Annotated in this window: 14 protein-coding genes and 3 pseudogenes; 8 read left to right on the top strand and 9 right to left on the bottom strand. The window is 72.1% G+C overall.

Going from position 1 to position 15,940, the window contains the following annotated elements; all coding sequences use genetic code 11:
* Positions 1-28: 28 nt before the first annotated feature.
* Positions 29-326, top strand: a pseudogene (locus tag OG974_RS06740) (cytochrome P450); the annotation flags it as partial.
* Here OG974_RS06740 and OG974_RS06735 read toward each other — a convergent pair.
* From OG974_RS06735 to OG974_RS06725, 3 genes and pseudogenes are all read right to left on the bottom strand, one after another.
* Positions 319-997: pseudogene (locus tag OG974_RS06735) on the bottom strand (potassium-transporting ATPase subunit C). The pseudogenes OG974_RS06740 and OG974_RS06735 overlap by 8 nt on opposite strands.
* Before the next feature lie 6 nt (positions 998-1,003).
* Positions 1,004-2,726 (bottom strand): annotated as a pseudogene (gene kdpB / locus OG974_RS06730) (potassium-transporting ATPase subunit KdpB); the annotation flags it as partial.
* A gap of 15 nt (positions 2,727-2,741) precedes the next feature.
* Entirely contained in the window at positions 2,742-3,395 is a 654-nt protein-coding gene (locus OG974_RS06725; RefSeq protein WP_327281719.1) for a histidine kinase, read from the bottom strand.
* A gap of 260 nt (positions 3,396-3,655) precedes the next feature.
* Here OG974_RS06725 and OG974_RS06720 point away from each other — a divergent pair, with 260 nt between their 5' ends.
* Positions 3,656-4,216: a universal stress protein gene (locus OG974_RS06720; RefSeq protein ID WP_371645774.1), complete on the top strand. Its 561-nt coding sequence runs from the start codon at positions 3,656-3,658 to the stop codon at positions 4,214-4,216.
* Here the strand turns inward: OG974_RS06720 and OG974_RS06715 are convergent.
* From OG974_RS06715 to OG974_RS06695, 5 genes are all read right to left on the bottom strand, one after another.
* A complete protein-coding gene (locus OG974_RS06715) occupies positions 4,186-4,974 on the bottom strand; it encodes an aminotransferase class IV (RefSeq protein WP_327281717.1) in 789 nt (262 codons plus the stop codon). The two genes, OG974_RS06720 and OG974_RS06715, sit on opposite strands and share 31 nt — an antisense overlap.
* 26 nt (positions 4,975-5,000) lie before the next feature.
* Positions 5,001-6,428: a chloride channel protein gene (locus OG974_RS06710; protein ID WP_371645772.1), complete on the bottom strand. Its 1,428-nt coding sequence runs from the start codon at positions 6,426-6,428 to the stop codon at positions 5,001-5,003.
* Positions 6,429-6,486: 58 nt separating this feature from the next.
* Positions 6,487-6,777: an SHOCT domain-containing protein gene (locus OG974_RS06705; RefSeq protein ID WP_327281715.1), complete on the bottom strand. Its 291-nt coding sequence runs from the start codon at positions 6,775-6,777 to the stop codon at positions 6,487-6,489.
* Between the two features lie 55 nt (positions 6,778-6,832).
* Complete coding sequence (locus OG974_RS06700) at positions 6,833-7,306, bottom strand: DUF6325 family protein (RefSeq protein ID WP_327281714.1); 474 nt, start codon at positions 7,304-7,306, stop codon at positions 6,833-6,835.
* 207 nt (positions 7,307-7,513) lie between these two features.
* Positions 7,514-8,221 (bottom strand): GAP family protein, encoded by a 708-nt coding sequence (locus tag OG974_RS06695; protein WP_327281713.1) that lies wholly within the window; start codon positions 8,219-8,221, stop codon positions 7,514-7,516.
* Between the two features lie 231 nt (positions 8,222-8,452).
* On the opposite strand from OG974_RS06695, the gene OG974_RS06690 reads away from it, so the two are divergent.
* The 3 genes from OG974_RS06690 (at position 8,453) to OG974_RS06680 (ending at position 12,646) form a co-directional block, all read left to right on the top strand.
* Positions 8,453-9,370, top strand: coding sequence for a YhjD/YihY/BrkB family envelope integrity protein (locus tag OG974_RS06690; protein WP_327281712.1), 918 nt, complete (start codon positions 8,453-8,455; stop codon positions 9,368-9,370).
* A gap of 96 nt (positions 9,371-9,466) precedes the next feature.
* Positions 9,467-10,888: a DUF2252 domain-containing protein gene (locus tag OG974_RS06685; protein WP_327281711.1), complete on the top strand. Its 1,422-nt coding sequence runs from the start codon at positions 9,467-9,469 to the stop codon at positions 10,886-10,888.
* A 132-nt stretch (positions 10,889-11,020) separates the two neighbouring features.
* Positions 11,021-12,646: an MFS transporter gene (locus OG974_RS06680; protein ID WP_327281710.1), complete on the top strand. Its 1,626-nt coding sequence runs from the start codon at positions 11,021-11,023 to the stop codon at positions 12,644-12,646.
* A gap of 10 nt (positions 12,647-12,656) precedes the next feature.
* Here OG974_RS06680 and OG974_RS06675 read toward each other — a convergent pair whose 3' ends face one another.
* Positions 12,657-13,997, bottom strand: a complete 1,341-nt coding sequence (locus OG974_RS06675) for a hypothetical protein (protein WP_371645768.1) — start codon at positions 13,995-13,997, stop codon at positions 12,657-12,659.
* Positions 13,998-14,215: 218 nt separating this feature from the next.
* Between OG974_RS06675 and OG974_RS06670 the strand changes: the two genes are divergently transcribed.
* The 3 genes from OG974_RS06670 to OG974_RS06660 all read left to right on the top strand — a co-directional run bounded on the left by OG974_RS06670 (position 14,216) and on the right by OG974_RS06660 (position 15,932).
* Complete coding sequence (locus OG974_RS06670) at positions 14,216-14,614, top strand: SHOCT domain-containing protein (RefSeq protein WP_327281708.1); 399 nt, start codon at positions 14,216-14,218, stop codon at positions 14,612-14,614.
* A 303-nt stretch (positions 14,615-14,917) separates the two neighbouring features.
* A complete protein-coding gene (locus OG974_RS06665; protein WP_371645766.1) occupies positions 14,918-15,424 on the top strand; it encodes a TIGR04222 domain-containing membrane protein in 507 nt (168 codons plus the stop codon).
* A gap of 178 nt (positions 15,425-15,602) precedes the next feature.
* On the top strand, positions 15,603-15,932 hold the full coding sequence (locus OG974_RS06660) for a trypco2 family protein (RefSeq protein ID WP_327281706.1): 330 nt from the start codon (positions 15,603-15,605) through the stop codon (positions 15,930-15,932).
* The last annotated feature ends 8 nt before the right edge of the window (positions 15,933-15,940 follow it).

The raw sequence follows: 15,940 nt of genomic DNA, 5'->3' as shown, positions 1-15,940 counted from the left end.
CTGCATGACCATCCGTGCGGATCGGCTGGCCGGCGAGAGCATCACCCTCTCCGTCGAGGCCGCCAACCGCGACCCGCTCCGCTTCGCCGACCCCGACGCGCTCGATGTCCGCCGCAGGGCCACCGGACAGCTCGGCTTCGGGCACGGCATCCACCAGTGCCTCGGGGCCCAACTCGCGCGCGTCGAGATGCGCGTCGCCCTGCCCTCGCTCCTCGCTCCTCGCCCGGTTCCCGGGGCTGCGCCTCGCCGTCCCCGCACAGGACGTGCCCCTGCGTACCGGTATGAACATCTACGGGGTGCACCGCCTCCCGGTCACCCTCATCTGACGGTCAGTGCCTTGAGCGCGGTGTTGAGATCCAAGACGTTGACGCGGGGCTCTCCCATGAAGCCGAGGGTGCGGCTGCTGGTGTGGTCCTTGACGAGCTCCTCGACCCGTCCCGCGTCGAGGTGGTTCCGCTCGGCGACCCGGTGCACCTGGATCCGGGCGTACTCCGGGGAGATGTGCGGGTCGAGGCCGGAGCCGGAGGAGGTGACGGCGTCGGCCGGCACGTCCTGCGGCCCGACCCGGTACGTGGCCGTCGAGTTGTCCGCGATCACGGCGGCCTTGGCCTCGGTGACCTGCTCGACCAGGTCCGGATTGTCGCCGGCCTTGTTGGTGGCGCCGGAGAGGAGCAGCGAGTACTGCTGGTTGACGCTGATTGGAGCCGAGGCCGTGGGAGGGGCGCGGCTGGAACCACTTCAGGTCAGGCCGAGCCGCTTCCGCGGGATCGTCGGGGTTCGCCCCGGGCAGGTCGTAGGTCTGTCCTATCAGGGAGGAGCCGACGACCCGGCCGTTCTCGTCCTTGAGTTCGGAACCGTTGGCCCGGTCCGCGAAGGCGACCTGGGCGATGCCGGTCACGGCGAGGGGGTACAGGACGCCGCACAGGACGGTGAGGACGAGCAGGGCCCGCAGGCCCGCGCCGGTCAGCCGCACGGTGTTGCCGATGGAGTTGTTCATAGCTGATCAGCCGATTCCCGGGATGAGGGTGATGAGCATGTCGATGATCTTGATGCCGATGAAGGGGGCGATCAGGCCGCCGAGCCCGTAGATCCCCAGATTGCGGCGGAGCATCCTGTCGGCGCTGGTCGGCCGGTACCGGACGCCCTTCAGGGCCAGCGGCACCAGGGCGATGATGATCAGCGCGTTGAAGATCACGGCGGACAGGATCGCGGAGTTCGGCGAGTGCAGGCCCATGATGTTGAGCTCGTCGAGCCCCGGGTAGACCACGGCGAACATGGCCGGGATGATCGCGAAGTACTTCGCGACGTCGTTGGCGATCGAGAAGGTCGTCAAGGCGCCCCGGGTGATCAGGAGTTGCTTGCCGATTTCGACGATCTCGATGAGCTTGGTGGGGTCGGAGTCCAGGTCCACCATGTTCCCGGCCTCCTTGGCGGCCGAGGTGCCCGTGTTCATCGCCACGCCAACGTCCGCCTGGGCCAGGGCCGGTGCGTCGTTCGTACCGTCGCCGGTCATTGCGACGAGCTTGCCGCCCGCCTGCTCCCGTTTGATGAGGGCCATCTTGTCCTCGGGCGTGGCCTCGGCGAGGAAGTCGTCGACGCCCGCCTCCTGCGCGATGGCCTTGGCGGTCAGCGGGTTGTCACCCGTGATCATGACCGTCTTGATGCCCATGCGGCGCAACTCGTCGAAGCGCTCCCGCATGCCCGCCTTGACGACGTCCTTGAGGTGGACGACACCCAGGACGCGGGCGCCCCCGCCGTCCTCGACGGCGACCAGCAGTGGCGTGCCGCCCGCTTCGGAGATCAGGTCGGCGAGGACGTCCGCGTCGTCGGCGACGCGGCCGCCCCGCTCCTTCACCCAGGTGATGACCGAACCGGCGGCGCCCTTGCGGGTCTTGCGGCCGTCCACGTCCACACCCGACATGCGGGTCTGGGCGGTGAAGGCGATCCACTCGGCGTGGGCGAGTTCGCCCTGGTGGCGCTCGCGGAGCCCGTACTTCTCCTTGGCGAGGACCACGATGGAGCGACCCTCGGGGGTCTCGTCGGCCAGCGACGACAGCTGCGCGGCGTCGGCCAGTTCGGCCTCGCTGACGCCCTTGACGGGGACGAACTCGGCGGCCTGCCGGTTGCCGAGGGTGATCGTGCCCGTCTTGTCGAGCAGGAGCGTCGACACGTCGCCGGCGGCCTCGACGGCCCGCCCGGACATGGCCAGGACGTTGCGCTGGACCAGCCGGTCCATGCCCGCGATGCCGATCGCCGAGAGCAGGGCGCCGATGGTCGTCGGGATCAGGCAGACCAGCAGCGCGGTCAGCACGATCATCGACTGCTCGGCGCCGGCGTAGATCGCGAACGGCTGCAGGGTGACCACGGCCAGCAGGAAGACGATCGTCAGCGAGGCGAGCAGGATGTTCAGCGCGATCTCGTTCGGCGTCTTTTGCCGGGCCGCGCCCTCGACGAGCGCGATCATCCGGTCGATGAAGGTCTCGCCCGGCTTCGTCGTCATCTTGACGACGATCCGGTCCGAGAGGACCTTCGTACCGCCCGTGACGGCGCAGCGGTCCCCCCCCGGACTCCCGGATGACGGGCGCGGACTCGCCGGTGATGGCGGACTCGTCGACCGAGGCGACGCCTTCCACGACGTCCCCGTCGCCCGGGATGACGTCCCCGGCCCCGCACACCACCAGGTCGCCGATCCGCAGGTCCGTGCCGGGGACCTGCTCCTCGCCGGAGCTGCGGTGGGCCGCTCAGCCGCGGTGGGCCGGACCGGCTGCGTCCAGGGCCGCGCCGGCCTGCGCGGCCAGCGCCACGGCGGCGAGGCGGGCCCCTTCCGGAGGAAGGGCGCCAGGCACCGGGTCGAGCAGGAAACGCCCGTGGCAGTGGCCGCCGCCGACGGCACGGAGCTCGGTTTCGCCGTCGGGCCACCGGTCGGGCCAGTACACGGCCTCGGTGGCCCCGGCGCCGTGGCCGAGCCACACGCTGCCGTCGTGTTCCAGCCGGGGCAGCTGCCCGCTGAGCGACCCGTGCGCGAAGCGGCAGCCGTGCAGCTCCAGCAGGCCGACCAGCTCGTGCCGCACCCGCTCGACGACGGCTCCGGGGGAGGCCCCGTCCTCGGCGAACCGGGCCGTTCCCTCCAGCCGGGCCAGGTACGAGTCATCGGCGGTCACCGCACCCCGCAGGCGGTGTGCGCGGACCGCGAGCCGGCAGACGACCAGGCCGAGGACCGCGGCCAGAGCCAGGACCAGGGCGGCGCTCGTCGCCGACGGACCCGCGCTCACGAGCACGAGCACGAGCACGAAGGCGAGGCCGAGGGTGAGGCCGAGGGCGAGCGCCATCAGGAAGGAGGCCGCGAGGGCCGTGGTCAGCGCGGTGCGGTCGTCGTGGAATCGGTACCCGGACACGTGCTGCCTCCCGTTAGAGTCGGTGGTGTCCCCCCCCGTCTCCACGATGCCCGCACGGCCCGCCTCGGCATCGGGGCCGCACGGCCTTTTGACGGGTTCCGTACGGTGTGCGGTTTCCGCCGCGGACCCGCGGCCCCCGGCATCAGGAACCCGTCAGGGTTTCCCGCCCCGGCATCAGAAGGACGTCAGCACCGCAGCCCGGTGCCCGCGCGGAGCCGTTGCATGGAGGCCCGCGGAAACCGAGCAGGAAAGGCGGGACGGTGCCAGGACGAATCGTGGCGGGTACGTGCGGATCCCCCGGAAGCTTCACGGCATTGCACCGTGCACGGGACGAAGCCCGCGCACGCGACGCGGAACTATGGGTCGTACTGGCCTGGCAGCCGCCGCTGGACGGACCGGGCGCCCGGCGCGGCTCAGGCGGTACGCCGCTGCTCGCCGCATCCCGGGACGCGGCGGTGGCGCGGCTGCGGGACGTTCTGGGAAGTGCCTTCGGCACGGGCGCGCCGGGCGTGACGCTGGCCGGACTGGCCGTCCGGGGCACCCCGGGCGCCGCACTGCTGGAGACGGTCCGCGATGCCGGTGACCTGCTCGTCGTCGGTACGGGCACGCGGCGCCCGCTGCTGCGCGCCCTGCGGCCGTCGGTGGCCCGGTACTGTCTGGCACACGCCCCCTGCCCGGTCCTTGCCGTGCCGCCCAGCCCGCTCCAGGCCGACCTCTACGCCGTGCGCCGGAGCATCGCGTGGCGCCGGCCGCTCGACACCGCCGGTCTCCCGCCCGGGTCCGTGTCTCCTCACAGGCGGTCCGGGGGAACGGCGGCATAGGCCTCGCGCAGTGAAGCGACCACCGGGTCGTCGGTGCGGAACACGATGTCGTCGATCGCGGCCACCGCCCGAACGCCGATGCCCGTGCTCGTCGCGAACGCCGCCCGCAGGGACCGCAGTCGGCCGTCCGTCACCGGCGCCGTGACATGGCGGTCGCCGTCGGCCCGGATCAGTCGCATCGTGATCCCGGGGAGCACGTCGGCCCGCGGCCAGACAACGGTCCCGGCTTCGTCGACGAAGCCGATGTTCCAGGTGCAGCCTTCGCAGACCTGCCCGTCCGTACCGACGAACAGCACGTCGTCGAACCCGGCGAGCCGGGCCGCGCGCCGCAGCCGCAACTGTCCGAACAGCGCCACGTGTTTCACCGACGGTGCCTCGCGCTGGAAGGCGATCCGCTGTACGCGCAGCGCGGGCAGCGGCCGGCCGGCGCCCGCCGCGGGCCGGGTCGTCACCAGCACGCACGGCTGCCCCGCGCGCTCCGGCGCCGTCAGCTCCAACTCCGGGTCGAAGACCGTGACGCGCACCATGAACGCCCCTGCCCGCCCGCCTGCTTCCTTCCGTACGCACTCCCGCACCCACTCGGGATCCAGCTCCGCGCCGAACACCGCACGGCAGTCCGCGACCAGCCGGTCGAGGTGCAGCGCCAGCCCCCGCACCGCCCCGTCCTCCACCGCCATGGTGGTGAAGTGCCCGTAATTGGTGAGCGCGAGGGCCTGCAGGGCCGCGAGGGGGACGGGGGAGCCGTTCAGGGATGCCATACCCGCAGTCTGCACGCCCCGTACTGCTACGGGGCGGTGGGGGCGGACGGGGCGGGACGGGGCATGCGGCCCACCGGGGGGACCGCGGGGCCGGCCGGCAGGAGTCCCGAGGTCACGAAGGCGACGACGGCGGACAGGATCGCCACCGGCATCATCGCGGTGCTGCCGAGCACCAGGACCACGAGGAGCACGCTGCTGACCGGTAGCCGCAACGCAGTCGTGGTGGCGGCGGCCAGCCCGGCGGCCAGTCCCGCGCCGATGCCCAGCCCGGGCAGCGGCGCCAGCAGGACGCCCGCCGCGGCGCCGAGGAACAGCGACGGGAAGATCGGGCCACCGCGCAGGCTGCCGAGGCACAGGGAGAAGGCGGCGCCCTTGCACAGGAGGACGGCGATCAGTGCGCCCACCCCCCAGGCCTGCGGATCGCCGGCCAGCTCGGCCAGCGTGGCCTGGCCCGAGGAGGCCACGTCCGCGGGCGAACGGCCGGTGCCCAGGGCGTAGGCGGCGGCGCAGACACCGGCGCCGAGCCCGCACAGCGCCGTCACGATCAGGGGCCGTCGGGCGACGCGGACGGAGGTCACCCGCCCGCCGTACTGGATGAGGGCCACGGCGGCGGAGAGGGCCACGGAGATAACGATCGCCCAGAGCACGTCACCGGCGTCCAGACGGGGGAAGTCCACGCCCGACTTGAGCGTCAGGCTCCCGGTCTCCAGGCCGGTCCACCGGCCGAAGCCGGTGAAGACGAGCGAACCGATGCCGCTCGACAGCAGTGCGGGCAGCATGACGGCGAACAGTTGCGGGCCGCCCACGCCCGCGACTTCCATCAGCAGGACGGCGGCGATCAGCGGATTCCCGAAGATGGCGGAGATCGCCGCGGCCGCGCCGGCCGCGCCCAGCAGCGCGGTGCTCATCGGTGTTTCCGGTGTCCCGGTGAGGTGCCGGAAGGCGATCGCGAGTCCGCCGCCCAGCGCGATGAGCGGGGCTTCGGGGCCGAGGGTGGCGCCGAGCGGAAGGCTGAACACGGCCGCGAGGACCACTCCCGGCAGGGCGGCGGCTCCGGGACCGCCCGGGTGCAGGCCGGAGGCGGGGACGTGCCCGCCCGCCCCGGGGAAACGGGTGACGATCTGTCCGACGCAGACACCCGAGACCAGCAGCAGCGGAAGCGGCCACCACCAGGGCGGGGAGTCGTGGCCGAGGGCACGGGGGAGGTCCGCCCACACCAGGCGCTCCAGTTCCTGGAGCCCGGCGAGGAACCAGAACGCGGCCAGCGAGACCGGAATGCTGATGAGCCCGCAGAACAGCAGGGTCTTCAGGTAGCCGGGAGTCCGCAGCAGCTCGCGGAGCTTCTCGGCCTCCGTCGGCTGCGCCGTCGCGGCCCGGGCGGGCGGAGGGGCTCCCGAGGGCGAACCCGGCTGCCCGGGCTGCGGCCGTGGGCTCGGCTGCGTCGGCTGCGTCATGGGGCCGTTCCTTCCCGTCCCCCGTCCCTGCCCGGTGCGTCCGGAGCCGGGTGCTCGGTCAGCCGAGGAGCCGGCGCTTCTGTTCGGCGAATTCCTCTTCGGTCAGCACTCCCTGGTCCTTGAGCGTACTGAGCTGCTTGAGCTGGTCGATCTTGGTGGTCATGTCGTCGCCGGCGGGGGCCGGGGCGGGGGCGGGAGGCGGGGGCGGCGGGGGCGCGGCCTCGGCCGGTTGCGGGGCCTCCTGCTCGGCCCATCGGCCGGCCTGCCGCCGGGACACCCGGTTGGACACGGCGGTGGCGGTGCCGGCGACGACGGCGGTACGGGCGACTCCGCGAAGAAGTCCGGGCATGGTGCTCATCTCCAGGGGTGCGGCGAAGCAGGTGCAAACGGGACTGCGGCCGTCCTCACCCGTCGTCGGACGGGATCTCGATGGCGTCCAGCGACGCGAGCAGCGCTTGGACGGGGATCCGGCCGGCCGCCACGAGCTGGGCGCCTCCGCGACGCAGTTCACGGGCGAACGGCGCCGCCCACGTGTTCTCGTACACGATGATCCCCGCCGAGTTCCCCGGCTCCAGGGCGATGCCGGCGTCGTCGATGTCGCTCTGGTCCAGCAGACCGGACGAGGCTCCCTCGAAGACCGACAGGTCGACCTCCGAGCCGAAGTCCTGCAGTTCCACCGCCGTCACCGAGCCGTCCAGGTCCTTGCGGACGAAGACCAGGTCGAAGATCCGGATGATGCCGCGATCGACGAGATCGACGAGGAGGGGGAGTCCCTTGCCCGTCATCTTGTTGCCCGGAAACTCGATCACGACGTAGTCCACGGGGCCCATGTCGTCGATGTCGCCGACCCCGATGGATTCCTCGGCCTCGCTGCTCATGGCTGCTCCTGTCGGGCTGGGGGAGGGAGGGGACGTCGAGCCGGCCCCTGGTCCGTGGGCGCCCGGTTCCGCCAGCCAAAGGCCGGGCCGGACATCACCCCCACCATTCCAGCACCGCGTCCGCACCTTCGCACATCCGGAACCGCACCTGTCGGGAGGACCGAGCGGGCCGGGCGGGCGGAACGGCCGACGGGCCGGGGCAGCTGCTCAGCCGGTCAGCTGGTAGATGCTCTTGCCGGTCAGGTACAGGCCGAGAACCAGGCAGATCACGACGATCGCCTGCTGCGAGTGGTCCTTCAGCCAGCCGCGCAGGCGCAGCAGCCGGGCCTGGGCCACCTCGGGTGCGAATACGATGTAGAGCTCGGCAGCCAGCAGGCTCGCGGTCGCGAGCAGGCAGAAGCCGAACAGGGCCGCGTAGGTGGACGCGTGCGAGGTGTTCGCCTCCAGCACGGTCGTCGCACCCGCCGCCACCATGCCCCACGGCTGGACGAGCACGGCCAGGCCCGCCACCGCCCAGATCGAGCTCCCGTCCAGGCCTTTGGCCACCTTGTCGGCCGAATCCTCGTGGGCCTCCGGGGCGGGAGGTGCCGCGCCATCCGCCGCAGCACCCGCCCGGACCGCGTCGCTCCCCCGCATGAGGCGGCGGCGGTGCAGCCCGTAGAACACGAGCCCGATCCCGATGGCCAACTTGGCCGCGAGCCCCGCCACGCCGGGCGGGGAACGCGGCGGCAGGGGCTCGCCGTCGGTCAGCGCGAGGACGGCCGCGATCACCGCGACGAAGCAGGCGAGCCAGGCCAGAATGAAGGCCAGGCCCTTCCACACGCCCCTGGCGGAGGACACCACGAGTGCGAACGCCATCAGCGGCAGCGGGTCGAGCGTGATGGCCAGTGCGATCAGCATGAGGTCGAGAACCATGGCGCCCCCAGCGTGTGACGGCGTACGACGTCGACCCTACGCAGGGAACCCGTCCGCGACACCTTTTCCCGGCGCGGTGCCGGGGACCGGTTCGAGGTGCCGCGCCCGGCCGCATCCTCCAACCTGGACGCAGACGAAGGAGAGACCCATGGCGACGACCGCTCCGCTGGTGCCGTCGCGGGTGTCCGGCCCTCCGCCCGCCTCTCCGCCGTCCCCCTCCCCGGTGCGCTGATGGCTTCCGGCAAACGCGCGCGCGGCGCCCCGCACCCCTCGTGGTGGCGGACCCGGTCGCGCAACGCGGCGGAGACGGCCCGGCGCCTCCAGCGCGAGGCGGAGACCCGCTTCCCCGTGATCACCCACATTGCGGAGCGCATGGTGTCGGTGGACATCTTCGACTCCGCGACGCGGCTCGCCGCACAGTGCTTCCTGACCGCCGTGCCGCTGGTCTTCGCCGTCGCGTCGTTCGCCCCGAAGGCAGTACAGGAGCAACTGGCCGAATCCGTGCGCACGGTGTTCGGGCTCAGTGGCGAGGCGAGCGAACAACTGAACGACATCTTCGCCAGCGGCTCCGACCCGGAATTGCAGAACGCGGTGGGCCTGGTGGGCGCCCTGATGGTGCTGGTGGCGTCGACCGCGGTCAGCCGTGCCATGCAGCGCCTGTGCAAACGGGCGTGGGAGATCCCGCGGTCGGGGGTGCGGATCGCGATCTGGCGCTGGGTCGCCTGGATCGCCGTCTGGATCTGCGTGCTGATCGTGCAGGGACCGGTGCGCGAGGGGTTCGGAGCCGGACTGTGGCTGGGCATTCCCCTCACGCTCGTCTTCCTGACGCTGGTGTGGTGGTGGACCCAGCACCTCCTGCTGGGCGGCTTGGTCGGCTGGCTCCCCCTCCTGCCGGGATCGGTGCTCACCGCCGTGGGCGCCACCGCCCTGTCGGTCGCCGCGCGCTTCTACATGCCGCGCGCCCTTAACCGGGCGCTGAGCGAATACGGGCCCGCCGGCTCCGTTTTCGTCCTGCTGTCATGGCTGATCGTGGTGTGCGTGTCCGTCGCCGTCGGCGTCACGGCGGGCGCCGTCCTGGCGCAGGAGCCGTTCCTGGCCGGGCGGCTGGGCAGCCCGGCCCCCAAGCGGTCGAGGGCGGAGCAGGGCTGAGGGCCCGGCTCTCGCACCGGGCCGCACCGTACGGCGCCGCCGTGCCGGAAGTGCCATGCTGGGCAGCGGGGGCCCGAGCGCCCTGGAGGTGCAGCGATGGCAAGGGATGCCGCAGGGGTGGAGAACGGCACACGCTGGCTGTCCGCCGAGGAGCGGGCCGAACGCGGCCGCGCCGCCCGGCGCCGGACACCCCGCTCCGCGCACGGGGAGTTCGAACCGCCCGCACCCCGGCAGGATCCGGTGGACGTGCTCGAAGGACAGGCGGCCGGCCGGGTACCGGAGCTGGTGCCCATCCGCTACGGGCGGATGTCAGAGTCTCCGTTCCGCTTCTACCGGGGCGCCGCCGCCGTCATGGCGGGCGACCTGGCCCACACCCCGGAATCGGGCCTACGGGTCCAGCTCTGCGGGGACGCCCACATGCTGAACTACGGGCTGCTCGGCTCCCCGGAGCGGAACCTGCTGTTCGACATCAACGACTTCGACGAGACGCTGCCCGGGCCGTGGGAATGGGACCTCAAGCGGCTGACCGTGAGCCTGGCCATCGCGGGGCGGGAGAACGGTTTCACCGACCGCGAGCGCGCCGAGATCGTCCAGTCCGCAGGCATGTCCTACCGCGAGCAGATGCGCCGCTACGCGGGCATGAGCCACCTCGACGTCTGGTACGCGCGCATCGACGCGGAGCAGCTCCGCGCCCTCGCGGCGACGGAACTGCGCTCCCGCGGCCGCAAACAGGTCGACGAGACGCTGCTGAAGGCACGTGGACGCGACAGCCTCCAGGCCGCAGGGAAACTCACCGAGGTGGTCGGCGGGGAACGCCAGTTCCGGTCGATGCCGCCCCTGGTCACGCCCCTGTGGGAGCTGCTGCCGGACGCGGAGCGCAGCACGTTGGAGGACCAGATCCGCGACATGATCGAACACTACGGGCAGACCCTCCCCTCGGACCGGCGGCACCTGCTGCGCCGGTTCACCCTCGTCGACATGGCGCGCAAGGTGGTGGGCGTCGGAAGCGTGGGGACCCGGTGCTGGATCATCCTGCTCGTGGGCCGGGACGGCGACGACCCGTTGATCCTCCAGGCCAAAGAGGCAGGCGAATCCGTCCTCGCCCCGTACGCCGGCGCCGGTGAGCACTCCATGCAGGGCGAGCGGGTGGTGGCCGGACAGCGCCTGATGCAGGCAGCGAGCGACATCTTCCTGGGCTGGTACCGGGCGCACGGCATCGACGGCCGCGAGCGGGACTTCTACGTGCGGCAGTTGCGGGACTGGAAGGGGAGCGTCGAGCCCGCGCTCATGGAGCCGCGCGGCATGCGGACGTACGGGGACCTGTGCGGCGCCACGCTGGCCCGCGCCCACGCCCGCTCCGGCGACCGGATCGCCATCGCCGCCTACCTGGGCAGCAGCGACGTCTTCGACCAGGCGCTGGTGCGGTTCGCGGAAAGCTACGCCGACCGCAACGAGCGTGACCACCGGGCGCTGGTGGACGCGGTGGCCTCGGGCCGGGTGGCGGCGGAGTCGGCGTGAGCGCGGGCGTGAGCGGGTGCGGGACCGCCGGCGGGTCGCCCCGCCCGACGGCCGCAAGGCGCTCGGCGCCAGTCGGCTGACCCACGCGGCGAGCCGACACGTGGCCGCCCGCAGCCGTGGGAGGCTCCGTCCATGACAGCCGAGGCACACCCGACACCCACTGCTGGGAAGGCGAAGGACGCACGGCTCGTCCTGCTGACCCTGGCGGCCGGACAGTTCCTGATGGCCCTGGACAGTTCGGTCATGAACGTCTCGATCGCGACGGTCGCGGAGGACATCGGCACCACCGTCAGCGGTCTGCAGGGCGCGATCACGGCCTACACCCTGGTCATGGCGATGCTGATGATCAGCGGTGGCAAGGTCGGCGCGCTCGTCGGCCGCAGACGGGCCTTCATGATCGGCTGCGTCATCTACGGGTGTGGCTCCCTCACCACGTCACTCGCCCCGAACCTCACCGTCCTGCTGCTGGGCTGGTCGGTCCTGGAGGGCGTGGGCGCGGCACTGATCATGCCGGCGATCGTGGCGCTCGTCGCCTCCAACTTCTCCGTGGAACGCAGGCCGGCCGCGTACGGGCTGGTCGCCGCCGCGGGAGCGGTGGCGATCGCCCTGGGGCCGCTCATCGGCGGCGTGGCGACCACGTTCTTCTCCTGGCGCTGGGTGTTCGCCGGCGAGGTCGTGGTCGTGCTGGCCATCCTGCTGTTCGGCCGCCGGGTCGCCGACGCGCCCCTCGGCCCCCGACCGCACATCGACGTCCTGGGCGCGATCGTGTCCGCGCTGGGCATCGGGCTGTTCGTCTTCGCCGTGCTGCGCACGAGCGAATGGGGCTGGTTCCGGCCCAAGGCCGGCGCACCGGCCTGGTTCAACCTCTCACCGGTCGTCTGGCTGATGATGGCGGGCCTCTTCCTCATCTGGCTGTTCTTCCGCTGGGAGAGGCGCCTGGCGGCACGCGGGGCCGAACCGCTGGTCGATCCGGACCTCGGGAGCAACCGGCAGCTCACCGGCGGCCTCACGATGTTCTTCTTCCAGTACCTCGTACAGATGGGCGTGTTCTTCGTCGTCCCGCTCTACCTGTCCGTCGCGCTGGGCCTGTCCGCCGTCAAGACGGGCGTGCTGATCCTGCCGCTGTCCATCTCCCTGCTGGCAGCCGCGATCGGGATCCCCCGGTTCCGCCCCGACGCCTCACCGCGGCGCGTGGTGCGGCTCGGGGTCCTGCTGATGCTCGCGGGCGCCGTCGTGCTGCTGGCCACCCTGGACGAGGAATCTGGGGCGGGCGTCGTCACCGTGCCGCTGCTGCTGATCGGACTGGGGATGGGGGCGCTGGCCTCCCAGCTCGGGGCCGTCACCGTCTCGGCGGTCCCGGACGAGCAGAGCGCCGAGATCGGCGGCATCCAGAACACCATCACCAACCTCGGCGCGTCGATCGGCACGGCGGTCGCCGGTTCCATCCTGATCACCGTGCTGACCTCGTCGTTCCTCACGGCCATCGAGCAGAGCCCGGCGGTCCCCGCCGAGGTCAAGAGCCAGGCGAACGTCAAACTCGTGGGAGGTGCGCCCTTCCTGTCGGACGTCCAGCTCACCGAAGCGCTCGAAGAGGCGGGTGCCAAATCCGAGGTGACCCAGGCGGCACTCGACGCGAACGCCACCGCCCGGATCGACGGCCTGCGCGCCTCCCTCGGCATCCTCGCCCTCGCCGCGCTGGTGGCGCTCTTCTTCACCCAGCGCATCCCCGACACCCAGCCGGGGGCGGCGCGCCCCTGAGCCCGCCCGCCTACAGGGGGGTCCGTGGACCGCCCCCGGTCGTCGCGGCGGTTCCGGAACCCCCGGAATTCCCGGCGTCCCCGGCCTCCGCGGGATCCTCGGCGATGAAGTCGGTGACCGCGAAGGCGAAGAGCAGCGCGAGGGCGAGCCCCACGACGACCCAGCCGGTCGGGTGCGGCCACAGGACATAGGCGAGGACGGCTGCCGCCACCAAGATCCAGGTGATCCAGGTGCGGTGGCGACCCACGAAGCCGCCGACCGGGCCCGTACGCAGGCCCGCCCGGTCGGCCGAGGCCCGGGTGGCCGCGATGCCCGAGTGCCACATCTGGCGGACCACCGTGGCGTGCCGACCCGGCCCCGAGAGCCAGGCGGCCAGCGCGAGCACCACACCGAGGACCACGACCATGCGGACCGTGGTGCGCAGGAGCTTGACCATCGCGTCGTATACGGCACCGGCGGCCGGCTGTGACACGGTGTCGGGGAGCGCGTTGAGGTAGACCGTACGGAAGACCGTCAAGGCGATGCCCAGGATGAGGGCGGCGACGGCGAAGCCGAGGGCCGCCGCGACCAGCGTGCGCCGCCGGTGGACGGAGAGCAGGACACCGACGGCCGCGAGCACGACGGCGACGACCGGCAGCCACAGGCCCGCGAGTTCGAGCAGTCGGAAGCCGGTCTTGACCCGGCCGATGTCATCCGACCGGAGGATGGTGAAGTCGGTGTGGATCTGGGGGATCTTGGCGGCGACGCCGAGCCCCGCGTCCACGAGCCGGGTCTTCACCTGGTCGATCACGGGTGCGAGGTCGAGGGTCACGGAGTCGTTGTTGATCTGTACGGCTCCGTTGTCGCTGCCGGTCAGGGCCTTGACGAGCGCCGTGTGGATCGTGCGGTTCGCTTCGGTCCACACGGTCTCGAAGGCCTTCGACGCGACGACGTCCTCCGCCTTGTCGTGCACGAAGCTCCGAACCGCTCCTTCGAGCCCGTTGCCCAGCTTCCCCAACGCCTTCTGCAGCAGCGGCCGCTGGTCCGGCGCCACGTCTTCGAGCAGCTTGGGCAGGTCGATGTGCTCCATGACCACGCCCGTCACCCGGTTCGCGACGGCCGCCTGCACATCGGGGTTGGAGGCGAGCGGGGCCACCGTGGTCACGTAGCGGTCGGTGTCGCCCACGATGTCGGACGTCCAGGCGGCGACGATGCCCAGTGGGGCCAGGACGCAGCCGATGACGATCAGCAGTGCGGACAGGAACGCGCGCAGTCGGTGCCAGCGCGGCAGGCGCTTCGAGGACTCCGACTCCAGTGTGGCGACCCGAGCCCGCAGCGCAGCGAGCTCGCCCTGATTTTCGTCGTCCGGCATACAGCCCTCCTACGGGTCGTACCCCAGGCAATCCCGGCCAGCGGGATCCGGCGAGCGGAGGCGGGCCGACCGGGTGAGACCCCTCGGCGCGTCCCGCAGCCCGTACCCCGGCCGGACGCGCACCCGCTGGAGCCGTCCGCTGCGCTCGACATGCGGAATGCGGTACTCGGGCCAATACTGCTGATCGCGGGCATTCGGCCCGCCCAAAGGAGGCATCCATGGACGACTACCCCGCACTCAACGTGTTCTGGTCCATGTTCTGGTTCTTCATTTGGATCATGTGGCTGTTCCTGCTGTTCAAGATCATCACGGATATCTTCCGTGACCACGAGATGAGCGGCTGGGGCAAGGCGGGTTGGCTGATCTTCGTGATCCTGCTGCCCTTCCTCGGCGTCTTCGTCTACGTCATCGCCCGGGGGAAGGGCATGACCCAGCGGGACGTCAAGGCGGCCAAGCAGAACGAGGCAGCGTTCCAGGACTACATCCGCCAGACGGCAGGGACCGAGCCGGCCGGCGGATCGGGTGCGGACGAGCTGGCCAAGCTCGCCGACCTGAAGGCCCGGGGCGCGATCACCGAGGAGGAGTTCCAGCAGGCCAAGACGAAGCTGCTGACCTGACCCCGGCCGCATGGCGGCGGGTCGGACCCCGAGCCGGCCCGCCGGGTGGCGCGTACTGGTCGGCGGGTGCGCCGGAAGTAGCCTGCAGCCGGTCCGCAGGGGGCGGACCGGGAGGGGTCGGGCGGCGCGTCGTGATCACCGAGGTGTCGTTCGTCGCGGCCCGGCTGTTGTTGCCAACGGCTGCCGTTCTGCGTTTCCCGCCCGGTCGGCGAGCGGTCCGAGACCCGGTCCGGCATCCGCCGAAGCCCGTGGAAGCGGGCTGTGTTGCACGGGGGCGCACGGGGCGCGGCGCGGACCGCACTCGTGGAGCTCTACCTGACCGGCTCCGTGGAGGCGGCCCGGCGGCACACCGTCCGGCGCGCGACCGCGGCACTCGCCCGGCAGCTTGAGCGCGAGGGGCTGCTGCTGACCCGCAGGCGACTGTTCGCGGTGCGGACCGCGCTGCTGCCGGTGTTCGCCGCCGCGCCGGTCGTGGCCCTCACCGGGCGGGGGACGCCGACCGGGCTGCTGCCCCTCCTGCTCACGCTCCTCGCGGACGGCGTCGCCGCACTGCTGTGGCCATGGACGCGGCGCACCCGTCGCGGGGCCGTGCTGCTCGCCCGGCTGCGCCGGGAGCACGCCGCAGCTCGCCGGGCCACAGGACGGCAGCCTGACGAACTGCTCTGGAGCGTCGCACTGTTCGGCAGGGGCGCGCTGCGCGAGAACCTGCCTCGCTTCACCGCCGAAAGCGGACTGCTGGGGCGGCCGCCGAGGGAGCCCGTGGAACGGCACGGCGGTGAGGGGGAGGCGTTCGCGAGCTGCGGGGGATAGCGGCCTCAAGGGCTTGGGCCCCACGCACCCCACAGGCCCCACGCATCGTTTCGGGCCGCGCCCCCCGTGGCCCGGCACCGACGAATCCATGACATTGCCCTCGAATTCCGCGCCACGTGGCTACGGTGTGACTCAGCTACGGGCCAACGTCGTTGGCGCGCGGAGGGGAGAGCCAGCCATGAAGATCGGCCTTGCGGATGCGGTGGCGGCGGTGCGCGAAGAGATAGCGGAAGCGGTCGACCGCGGGGCGGGACAGGACGTGACGTTCACGCTGGGCCCGGTGGAGCTGGAATTCGAGGTCGTCCTCCAAGCGGATGCCAAGGCGAAGACCGGCTTCCGGGCGTGGGTGGTCTCGGTCGACGCCGAAGCCGGGATCTCCCGAGGCCGCACCCACCGGGTCGCCTTCACCTTGACTCCCCAGCGGGCCAACGGCTACGACGTGCTGGTCAGCGGCGCTCCCGAGCGGGCGCCCGGCCCGGGCGACACATCCGGACGCATCGAGGACTGAGCGACCCG

The organism is Streptomyces sp. NBC_00597, from assembly GCF_041431095.1.
Taxonomy (GTDB): domain Bacteria; phylum Actinomycetota; class Actinomycetes; order Streptomycetales; family Streptomycetaceae; genus Streptomyces.
The sequence above is the reverse complement of the archived record's forward strand: the minus strand, read 5'-3'. Positions and strand labels throughout refer to the sequence as shown.

Bases quoted from the DNA above. Each gene is read 5' to 3' on its own strand.
- OG974_RS06715 (WP_327281717.1), bottom strand. From the start codon at position 4,974: ATGGCATCCCTGAACGGCTCCCCCGTCCCCCTCGCGGCCCTGCAGGCC.
- OG974_RS06710 (WP_371645772.1), bottom strand. From the start codon at position 6,428: ATGACGCAGCCGACGCAGCCGAGCCCACGGCCGCAGCCCGGGCAGCCG.
- OG974_RS06705 (WP_327281715.1), bottom strand. From the start codon at position 6,777: ATGCCCGGACTTCTTCGCGGAGTCGCCCGTACCGCCGTCGTCGCCGGC.
- OG974_RS06700 (WP_327281714.1), bottom strand. From the start codon at position 7,306: ATGAGCAGCGAGGCCGAGGAATCCATCGGGGTCGGCGACATCGACGAC.
- OG974_RS06695 (WP_327281713.1), bottom strand. From the start codon at position 8,221: ATGGTTCTCGACCTCATGCTGATCGCACTGGCCATCACGCTCGACCCG.
- OG974_RS06690 (WP_327281712.1), top strand. From the start codon at position 8,453: ATGGCTTCCGGCAAACGCGCGCGCGGCGCCCCGCACCCCTCGTGGTGG.
- OG974_RS06685 (WP_327281711.1), top strand. From the start codon at position 9,467: ATGGCAAGGGATGCCGCAGGGGTGGAGAACGGCACACGCTGGCTGTCC.
- OG974_RS06680 (WP_327281710.1), top strand. From the start codon at position 11,021: ATGACAGCCGAGGCACACCCGACACCCACTGCTGGGAAGGCGAAGGAC.
- OG974_RS06675 (WP_371645768.1), bottom strand. From the start codon at position 13,997: ATGCCGGACGACGAAAATCAGGGCGAGCTCGCTGCGCTGCGGGCTCGG.
- OG974_RS06670 (WP_327281708.1), top strand. From the start codon at position 14,216: ATGGACGACTACCCCGCACTCAACGTGTTCTGGTCCATGTTCTGGTTC.
- OG974_RS06660 (WP_327281706.1), top strand. From the start codon at position 15,603: ATGAAGATCGGCCTTGCGGATGCGGTGGCGGCGGTGCGCGAAGAGATA.